Genomic DNA, 10,118 nt, shown 5'->3' with positions numbered 1-10,118 from the left:
GAGGACGGAAAAAGTTTCAGAAAGCGCCTTCTACCGTAGATCCGCCGGGAAGCGGCGGTCAATCGACAGGGCCGAGGTGATGGCCGGCGATGCCGGTTCCCTGGGCAACGGCCTTGGTTTTCCCACGTTGTGCGGTGAGGGGCGCGGGCGGAGGGGGCGAACAGGGGGCGTAGGGGAGTGAGCGGCTGAGACGGGAAGCCTCTAGTGGTCACGCCTTGGGGCGGCTCGATGCGAGCACCTTGTGGTAATCGATTACCACTGTTTCAGTGAGCGACCATGGGGGCCGCCTGCGCCGCCGTCGGCCCTTGCCTACCCGGCCGACCGGTTCGGCAACCGGTTCCCACATTTGTTGCCGAGGCGAGATCCCTGGCGCCCCTGGTCAGGGCCGTCCGGTCACCCGCCGGCGGCTGGTGCGCGGCGCGCGGAGACAGGTCTCACCGGCGCTGTCGCTGATGACGTGGAGGTTACACAGTCTTTTCGAAAATTCGTCAAGGCTCTTGACGCGCCATCCCGACCGCAAGAAGCTCTGCCCCACGCACAACAACCGGTTGCCACAGCAGGCCGGAAGAGCAAGGAGGTGGTGCGTTCATGCACCCACATGCTGGTGCTTCCCTGAGCCGCCGCCGTTTCCTCGCACTGTCCGCGGCCGGCGCCGCGACCGGTGCGGGGGCGCTGAGCGGCTGTGCGATGCAGGTGTCGACCGGGGTGAGCGGATCGGGCGAGACCGTCACCGTGATGGTCAACTCCGGGGACATCCTCCCGGAGCAGATACAGCAGGCCAAGAGGGACCTCGGCATCAAGATCGTCCAGGTGAGGTACGACATCACCAAGCTGATCGCGATGCTCACCAGCGGCAATCCGCCCGACCTGGTGCGCGGCGTCGGCGCCGTGGACGCGCCGTTCTTCGCGGCGCGGGACGTGGCCGAGGAGCTGGACCCCTACTTCGCCCGGAGCAGCGTCCTCAAACCGGACGACCTGGACCCCGTCAACGACCTCTGGCGGTTCGACGGCCGCACCCAGGGCAAGGGCCCGCGCTACGGCATGGCGAAGGACTTCTCCCAGGACTCCATGTACTGGTACAACACCGCGGCCTTCGACAGGGGCGGTGTCGACTATCCGCCGGAGACCGAGCCGGCCACGTACGAGGAGTGGATGGACAAGGCCAAGCGCCTCGTGCAGCGCAAGAAGGGCCAGACCACCGTCTTCGGAGGCAGCTACGGCGGCCTCACCCGAGCCACGCTCCTGGCGACCATGACGGCGTCCGCCGGCGGCAGCCTCTTCAACGACGACTTCTCCCGGGTCGACTTCACCACCCCCGAGGCCCGCAAGGCCCTGGTTTGGTACATCGACTACTGCAAGACCAAGGTCGGGCCGAGCCTCATCCAGCCCGACCCCAACGGCTGGGACGGGCCCACCTACCAGGCCGGGCGGCTGGCCATGTCGAACTCCGGCTACTGGCTGGGCGGCATGATCGGCACCGACAAGAAGCTGGCGGAGGTCTCCCGCCTGGCACCCGCCCCGGTCTTCGCGGGCGGCCCGCGGATCAGCGCCTGCCAGGGCGGCACCGGCCTGTGGATGCCGCGCGGGGCGAAGAACAAGGACGCCGCATGGCGGGTCTTCGAGTGGTTCTTCGGCGAGGAGCCGGCGAAGGCACGTGCCTCCGGCGGCTGGGGCATCCCCACCCTGAAGTCGCTGAGGCCGCTGATGCCGGCCAAGGAGGACTACCAGAAGCGGGTGCAGAAGGTGCAGCAGGACGAGCTGAAGCACTTCTCGGTGGTCTCCTTCACCCCGTACACCCGGGCGGACGCTATCGACGCCCTCTTCAACCAGATCGCCCCCGCCGCGATGAACGGCCAGATCTCCGTGGACACCCTCGCCGGGCGCTTGAACTCGGCCATCAACGAGCAGATGAAGCGCGGTAAGGAGCAGGTGGGATGACGGTCGACGAGATCTCCTCCGTCGCGGACCGGCCCGGGGCCGCCGTGAGCGTCCGACGCGCACCGGCCACCGGCAGGCCGCAGCTCAGCATGACCGCGCGCAGGCACCGGGCGTTCTACATGTTCACCTCGCCCTGGATCATCGGGTTCGTGCTGCTGACCATCACGCCGATGGTGTACGCGCTGTGGCTGAGCTTCACCACGTTCGACGGCATCTCGCCCAACTGGAAGTACGTCGGACTCGGCAACTACCGCGAGCTGCTGAACGATCCGGTCACCTGGGACGCGCTGGGCCGCGCGGGCCTGTTCGCGGTGACCTCGGTGCCGCTGTCGATCATCGCGGGGCTCGGCCTCGCCGTCCTGGTCAACCGGCCGGTCAAGGCACGCGGCCTGTTCCGCACCCTGCTCTATCTGCCCGCCGTGGTGCCCCCCGTGGGCGCGGGCCTCGCCTTCAAGTTTCTCTTCGACCAGAACTCCGGTGCCACCAACGGCGCGCTGACCTTCTTCGGCATCGACGCCGTACCCTGGCTCGCCGACCCGTACGCCCGCTACGTGCTGCTTATGACGGTGCTCTGGGGCGCCGGAAACATCATGATCATCTCCCTGGCCGGGCTCCAGGACGTACCCAGGGAACTCCACGAGGCGGCCCGTATCGACGGAGCGAGCGCCTGGCGCACCTTCCGCAGCATCACCGTGCCGCTGCTGTCGCCCGTCCTGCTCTTCCAGACGGTGACCGGGGTGATCGCCTCGGTGCAGACCATCATGCCGCTGCTGCTGGCCCCGCTCGGAGACACCGGCGGCATCACCACGGTCCCGCAGTCCAACTACCTGTACATGATGCACGTCTTCGCGCAGTACTTCGCGCTCGGCCGCTACGGCTACGCCTCCGCGCTGCTGTGGGTGCTCTTCGTCCTGATCCTCGTCGTGACCGGGCTGATCTTCAAGTTCACGTCCGGCGCGGTGTTCTACAACGTCGACCCGGAGGCGAAGAAGTGACCGCCACCACCCTGCCGCCCAAGTCTTCGATGACCGACGTGCGCGTACGGGTGCGCGTCAGGCGCCTCGTCCTCTACACGGTCCTCGTCTCCGTCACCGGGTTGTTCCTCGGCCCCTTCGGCTGGCTGATCCTCTCCGGCCTGAAGACCCAGGGTGAACTGGCCGCCTCTCCCGTGCACTGGCTGCCCGACGCCTTCCAGTGGCACAACTTCGCCGACGCCTTCAACCAGATCGACTTCCTCGGCTACGCCCGCAACTCCCTGGTCGTCGCCCTCATCTACGCCACGCTCGTCACCCTCAGCTCGGCCTGGGTCGGCTTCGGCTTCGCCCGCCTCGACGCACCCGGCAAGAAGGTGCTGTTCGGCGTCCTGCTCGGTTCGATGATGCTGCCGCAGATGGTCACGCTGCTGCCGACCTACCTGATCTTCGCCAAGGTGGGCATGGTCGACACGTACTGGCCGTGGGTGCTGTGGGGCCTGTCCGCGGCGCCGTATCTGGTCTTCCTCTTCCGGCAGTTCTTCGCGGGCATGCCGCGCGAGCTGGAGGAGGCGGCGATCGTCGACGGCTGCGGATACTCGTCGATCTTCTGGCGGATCTTCCTGCCACAGTCCTGGCCCGTGCTGTCCGCGAGCTTCATCATCGCCTTCACCTGGACCTGGGGCGACTACATCGCCCCGCAGTTGCTGCTGTCCAGCGACCGCACCACGCTCGCCGTCGCCGTGATGACCACCTACGTCAGCGAGGCCGGCACGCCCGTCCCCGAGCTCCAGGCCGCCGCCTCCGTGATGTACGTCGTCCCGATCCTGCTGGTCTTCCTCATCGCCCAGCGCGGTTTCGTCGCCGGCATGTCCACCTCCGGACTGAAGTAACCCCTCTTACCGAACCTTTTGCAAGGAGTTGCACATGAACACGCCCCTGTCACGCCGGACCACCCTCCAAGCCGCCGGTGTCATCGCTGCCGCCGGCTTGGCCGGCGGCATCGCCGGCACCGCACACGCCGCCGCGGCGGACGAGACCGGCACCACCGGCGACCGCGTGGTCATCCACCCGACGCTTCCCAAGGTGCCTGTCAACAACTCCTTCACCGTCAAGGTCCGGCCGCTCGGCGGCACCTGGCAGAAGGTCGGCGCCTACCTTGCCAAGCTCGCACTGATCGACCCGAACACCGGCAGCAACAGAGCCCAGAGCTCTTCCTGGGCCGCCTTCGACTTCTCCGGCACGGTCGAGGTCGAGGTCACGTACAACCCGGGCGGCGGCGAGAAGGTCCGCATCCGCCCGGACTCCTACGGCATCAAGCCCGAGGTGCTCGGCAGCACCGCGCGCTTCACCCTGGACCGGCCCCGCAACCTGGTCGTCCAGATCGACGACAAGATCTTCGACTGCCTGCACCTGTTCGCGAACCCGATCGAACAGGACGTGCCCACCGAGGGCGACAAGAAGGTCATGTACTTCGGCCCCGGTCTGCACACCCACCCCGACCGGACCCTGAAGGTGCCCAGCGGCACCACGGTCTACCTGGCCCCGGGCGCCGTCCTCACCTCCAGCGTGATCTTCGAGGGCGTGGAGAACGCCCGGCTGATCGGCCGCGGCGTGGTCTACGACACGACCGGCGGCGCGGTCTTCATCCGCAAGTGCGAGAACGTACGGATCGACGGCGTCACGATCCTGAATCCCCGGTACGAGAACATCAGGGTCGCCGAGTCCCAGAACCTCACCATCAAGAATCTGCGCGCCTTCAGCCACCAGGGCTGGGGTGACGGCATCCAGCTCTACTGCTCCGAGAACGTCACGATCGACGGCTGCTTCCTGCGCACCTCCGACGACAGCGTCGCCCTCTACACCCACCGCTGGGACTTCTATGGCGACACCCGCAACATCACCGTCAAGAACTGCTCCCTCTGGGCCGACGTCGCCCACCCGATCAACATCGGCGTGCACGGCAATTCCGACACCCCGGAGATGCTGGAGAACCTGCGCTACGAGAACATCGACATCCTCGACCACCGTGAGCCACAGGTGACCTACCAGGGCGCCATCGCCTTCATGGTCGGCGACAGCAACATCGTGCGGAACGTCAAGTTCGACAACATCCGCGTGGAGGACTTCCGCTGGGGCCAGCTCATCCACATGCGGGTCGAGTACAACCCGAAGTACAACACGTCGGCAGGCCGCGGCATCGAGTCCGTCTACATCAAGGACCTCAGCTACAACGGCACGAACGCCGACCTCTCGATCATCGCCGGCCTCGACGCGGAGCACGCGATCAAGGACGTCACCTTCGAGAACCTCCGCGTCAACGGCAGGGTGATCGCCGACAGCACGGGCAAGCCGAAGTGGTACCTGGCCTCGGACGGCGTGCCCATGTTCGTCAACGAGCACGTGACGAACCTCAAGTTCCTCACCACCGCCGAGGCCGCGGCGGCCGCCGCGTCATGACCACCGTCCCCGTGAGAAGCACTCCCATGAGCACCCCCGCACCGAGCCGCCGGGGCTTCCTCGGCGGCGCGGCCGCCCTGCTGCTGGTGTCGGGCGCGAGCGGCCTGCTCGCGTCCGGTACCGCCCGGGCCGCCGCCCAGGACGCCACCACCGGGCTGCGCGCCTTCACGCACCCGGGGCTGCTGCACAGCGCCGACGACCTCGCCCGTATGAAGGCCGCGGTCGCCGCCAAGGAGTCCCCGGTCTACGACGGCTTCCTCGCGCTCGCCGCCCACGCGCGCTCGAAGGCCACGTACGCCATCCAGAACACCGGCCAGATCACCTCCTGGGGCCGCGGCCCCACCAACTTCCAGAACCAGGCCGTCGCCGACTCGGCCGCCGCCTACCAGACCGCGCTGATGTGGTGCGTCACGGGCGAACGGGCCTACGCCGACAAGTCCCGCGACATCCTCAACGCCTGGTCGGCGTCCCTGACCGCCGTCACCGGCGCCGACGGGCCGCTCGGCGCCGGGCTCCAGGCCTTCAAGTTCGTCAACGCCGCCGAACTGCTGCGACACAGCGGCTACGACGGCTGGGCGAAGGAGGACATCGCGCGCTGCGAGGAGTCCTTCCTGCGCGTCTGGTATCCGGCGATCTCCGGCTACATGCTCTACGCCAACGGCAACTGGGACCTGACGTCCATTCAGTCCATCCTCGCCATCGGCGTGTTCTGCGAGGAGCCCACCCTCTTCGAGGACGCGCTGCGCTTCGCCGCCGCCGGCGCGGGCAACGGCAGTGTCCCGCACCGCATCGTCACCGACGCGGGACAGGGCCAGGAGTCCGGCCGCGACCAGGGCCACGAGCAGCTCGCCGTCGGCCTGCTCGCGGACGCCGCGCAGGTCGCCTGGAACCAGGGCGTCGACCTGTACGCCTTCGACGACAACCGGCTGCTGAAGAACGTCGAGTACGCCGCCCGCTACAACCTCGGCGGGGACGTGCCCTTCGTCCCCGACCTGGACCGCACCGGCAAGTACGTCAAGACGTCCGTCTCCGCCGTCGGGCGCGGAAACCTGCCCCCGATCTACGAGATGCCTTACGCGCACTACGCCGGTGTCCGGGGCCTCGACACCCCCTACACGAAGGCGGCCGTCTTCCGCGGCACGGGCGGCGCCCGCGTCGTCGAGGGCAGCAACGACGACCTGCCGAGCTGGGGCACCCTCACCTTCGCGGGCACCAAGGCCCCGGCCCCGGCCGCGCCCACGGCTCCGGCCGGTGTCACGGCGGTGGGCGGCGACAAGTCCGTCACCGTGGCCTGGCTGCCGTCCGCGTGGGCCGAGTCGTACACGGTGCTGCGGGCCACCGCCGCCGACGGGCCGTACGAAAAGATCGCGACCGGTCTCGACAAGCCGGCGTACACCGACCGGGACGCCCACCCGGGCAAGCCCTCCTACTACACGGTGACAGCCACCAACTCCCAGGGCACCAGCGCCAGGTCCGCCTGGACGGCAGCGGTTTCCAAACTGCCCGACCCCTGGAAGACACGGGACATCGGGAGCGTCAGGATCCCCGGCTCGGCCGTCTTCGACGGTGAGCGGTTCGTGCTGGAGGCGTCCGGCACGGCCGACACCCACCGCCTGGCCTACCTGCCGCTGGACGGCGACGGCACCATCACCGCGCGGATCGTGTATCCGCTCAGCTCCCAGTACTCCAAGATCGGTGTCACCGTACGGGCCGGCCTGGACGCGGACGCCGCCCACGCCGCCATGCTGATCCAGGGCCTGCCGCTGCACACCTGGAGCGGCGTGTGGTCCGTACGGGCCAAGGCGGGTGCCGGGATCAAGGGCACCGGCAGCACACCCGTGCCGCCGTCCCAGCAGGAGGCGATCACCACGAGCGCCGGCTTCCCGATCTCCTCCTTCGGCACGCTGCCCGAGTCGGCGACCCCGCTCGAGGCCCCGTACGTCGAGGGCGCGGGCGACGGCTACCGGATGCGCATGCCGTACTGGGTCCGCGTGACCCGCCGGGGCGACCGCTGCACCGGCGCCATCTCCCCGGACGGCATCCGCTGGACAGAAGTCGGCTCCGGCGACGTCGCGTTGGGCCGTACCGCCTACGTCGACCTCACCCTCACGTCCTGCCTCGGCGTCGACGAGGACTACGCCGAGACCGGCACCGGCGCCTTCGACAACGTCCAAGTCGTCTCCCGGACGGCCGGCGAGGTCTGGTCCGTGCCCCGCCCGGCCACCGCCCCCGGCGACCTGCGGGCCACCGCGGGCGCCGACGCGGTCGACCTGGCCTGGACCGACCCGGACCTCTCCGCCCGCTACAAGGTGCTCCGCGCCACCGCGGCCGACGGCCCCTACGAGACGATCGCCACCGGCATCGGCGCGGTCGGCTTCGGCACCCGCGTCCGGTACGCCGACGCCACCGGCACACCCGGCACGACGTACCACTACGCCGTCGCCAAGACCAACTGCGCCGGACGCGGCCCCCTGTCGAAGTCCGCCACGGCGACGATGCCGACCCCCTCCACGCCTCAACTCACGTCCGCCACCACCGCGTTCGCCAACAAGGGCGTGCCCTTCCAGCACCTCCTGCGCGCCGCGCACGAACCGATACGCTTCACCGCGGACGGACTGCCCGACGGCCTGCGCGTCGACAAGCGCACCGGCCTGATCTCCGGAACACCCACACGGACGGGCGAGTTCAAGGTCACCACCAGCGCGGGCAACGCGGCCGGAGACACCACCGGCACCCTCACCCTCACGGTCGGCACCCCGCCGCCCGCGCCCTGGACCTACGGCGACCTCGGCGACGTCGTCCTCGACGACCGCGCCTACGGCACCCTCGGCGTGGTCGCCGTCCGCACCCCCGGCAGCACCGCCCACCAGGACGGGACCTTCGTGGTGCGGGGCGCCGGGACCGACCTCACCGTCAACAACCAGGGCATGACCGGCCAGTTCGTACGCCGGCCCGTCACCGGCGACTGCGAGGTCACCGTCCGCCTGGTCTCCCGCGCCGGAGCCACCGGCGACCGGGTCGGCCTGCTCATGGCCAAGTCCCTGTCGCCGTTCGACCAGGCGGCCGGGACGATCGTCACCGGCGGCACGAGCGCCCAGCTGATGCTGCGCCCGACCGTCGCCGGCAAGTCCACGTTCAAGGGCAACGCGGCGGTCACCGCCCCCTGCCTGCTGCGGCTGAAGCGCACCGGGACGCACTTCACCGCATCCGCCTCGTCCGACGACGGCGCCACCTGGACCCCCCTCGCCGAGGGAGACATCCCCGGCTTCGGTGACGCCCCCTACTACGTGGGCCTCGTGGTCTGCTCCCGCGACCCCCTGGCCCGCAGCACCACCGAGTTCGACGAGGTGAGCATCACCCCCATGTAACCCCCACGGATGGGAGAAACCCCCATATGAGCCGCACGTCCCCCCACACGCACCACGAGGGCGGCCAGGTGAGCCGCCGCGGTCTGCTCAAGACCGCCGGCGGCCTCACCGCGGCCCTCGCCCTCGGCGCCACCGCCACCGCCACCACGGCGGACGCGGCCCCGGCGACCTTCACGCACCCCGGCATGCTGCACAACGCCGGCGACATCAACCGCGCCAAGGTCAGGGTCGCCGCGGGCAACGACCCCTGGGCCTCCGGCTGGAGCAGACTGACCGCCAACTCCCACTCGGCGTCGACCTGGACGCCCCGCCCCACCGCCACGATCATCCGAGGCGGCACCGGCGAGAACTACCCCCAGCTCTACAACGACATCCACGCCGCCTACCAGAACGCCCTGCGCTGGCACGTCGGCGGCACCGCCGCCAACGCCGACTGCGCCGTGCGCATCCTCAACGCCTGGTCGTCCACCCTCACCGAGATCACCGGAAACGCCGACCGGTACCTGGCCGCCGGCCTCTACGGCTGGCAGTTCGCCAACGTCGCCGAGCTCATGCGCGGCTACGCCGGGTTCGACCTGGGCCGGTTCAAGACGATGATGCTCAACGTCTTCTACCCGCTGAACGACCGGTTCCTCCGCGAGCACAACGACGCCTGCATCACCAACTACTGGGCCAACTGGGACCTGTGCAACATGGCCTCGATCATGGCCATCGGGATCCTGTGCGACGACGGCGCCAAGTACGACCAGGCCGTCACCTACTTCAAGAGCGGCGGCGGCAACGGCCAGATCCAGCGGGCGGTGCCGTTCCTCTACCCGAACGTCGAGGGCTACGACCTCGGCCAGTGGCAGGAGTCCGGCCGCGACCAGGGCCACACCGTCATGGGCATGGGCCAGATGGGCGCCCTGTGCGAGATGGCCTGGAACCAGGGCGACGACCTGTACTCCTACGACGGCCGCCGCTTCATGAAGGCCGCCCAGTACGTCGCCAAGTACAACCTCGACATGAACGTCCCCTACACCACCTACACCTGGGGCAGCGGCCAGACCTGCTCCCAGCAGTCACAGACCGTGATCGGCTCCGGCTCCCGCGGCCAGGTCCGCCCCGTGTGGGCGATGCTCCACTACCACTACGGCCGGCGCCTGCTCCTGGACGACAAGTACATCGCCCAGATGTGCTTCTCCGTCGCCCCCGAAGGCGGAGGAGGCGACTACGGCACCACCAGCGGCGGTTTCGACCAGCTCGGGTTCGGCACGCTGATGTACGCCAAATAGCGCGTCCGCCGCCCAAGACTCCGCCAGATAGCGGTCAAGCCGACTCGTGCACCGGAATACCCATGAGCGATGTGGTGCTCTGGTGTTTCCGGTGCACGAGTCGGCTT

6 protein-coding genes are annotated in these 10,118 nt (G+C 69.1%); all 6 read left to right on the top strand.

What is annotated here, in order from left to right; genetic code table 11:
• Positions 1–588 precede the first annotated feature (588 nt).
• From CCL05_RS39425 to CCL05_RS39400, 6 genes are read left to right on the top strand one after another with little or no spacing between them, the layout of a single operon-like run.
• Positions 589–1,938: an extracellular solute-binding protein gene (locus CCL05_RS39425; RefSeq protein WP_086565417.1), complete on the top strand. Its 1,350-nt coding sequence runs from the start codon at positions 589–591 to the stop codon at positions 1,936–1,938.
• Positions 1,935–2,933 (top strand): carbohydrate ABC transporter permease, encoded by a 999-nt coding sequence (locus CCL05_RS39420; RefSeq protein WP_086565416.1) that lies wholly within the window; start codon positions 1,935–1,937, stop codon positions 2,931–2,933. The genes CCL05_RS39425 and CCL05_RS39420 overlap by 4 nt, the downstream gene beginning before the upstream one ends.
• The gene (locus CCL05_RS39415) at positions 2,930–3,802 is read left to right on the top strand and encodes a carbohydrate ABC transporter permease (RefSeq protein ID WP_086565415.1); all 873 of its coding nucleotides are present in this window, start codon (positions 2,930–2,932) and stop codon (positions 3,800–3,802) included. Before CCL05_RS39420 ends, CCL05_RS39415 begins: the two co-directional genes overlap by 4 nt.
• 34 nt (positions 3,803–3,836) lie before the next feature.
• Positions 3,837–5,369, top strand: coding sequence for a glycosyl hydrolase family 28 protein (locus CCL05_RS39410; RefSeq protein WP_086565414.1), 1,533 nt, complete (start codon positions 3,837–3,839; stop codon positions 5,367–5,369).
• A 26-nt stretch (positions 5,370–5,395) separates the two neighbouring features.
• Positions 5,396–8,737 carry an alginate lyase family protein gene (locus CCL05_RS39405; protein ID WP_086565413.1) on the top strand — a complete coding sequence of 1,114 codons (3,342 nt, stop codon included), beginning with the start codon at positions 5,396–5,398 and terminating at the stop codon, positions 8,735–8,737.
• Between the two features lie 26 nt (positions 8,738–8,763).
• Positions 8,764–10,011, top strand: a complete 1,248-nt coding sequence (locus CCL05_RS39400) for an alginate lyase family protein (protein ID WP_086565412.1) — start codon at positions 8,764–8,766, stop codon at positions 10,009–10,011.
• Positions 10,012–10,118: the final 107 nt, after the last annotated feature.

The sequence above is a fragment of the Streptomyces africanus genome, assembly GCF_002150735.1.
GTDB lineage: Bacteria > Actinomycetota > Actinomycetes > Streptomycetales > Streptomycetaceae > Streptomyces > Streptomyces africanus.
This window is presented reverse-complemented; position numbering and strand designations above follow the sequence as displayed.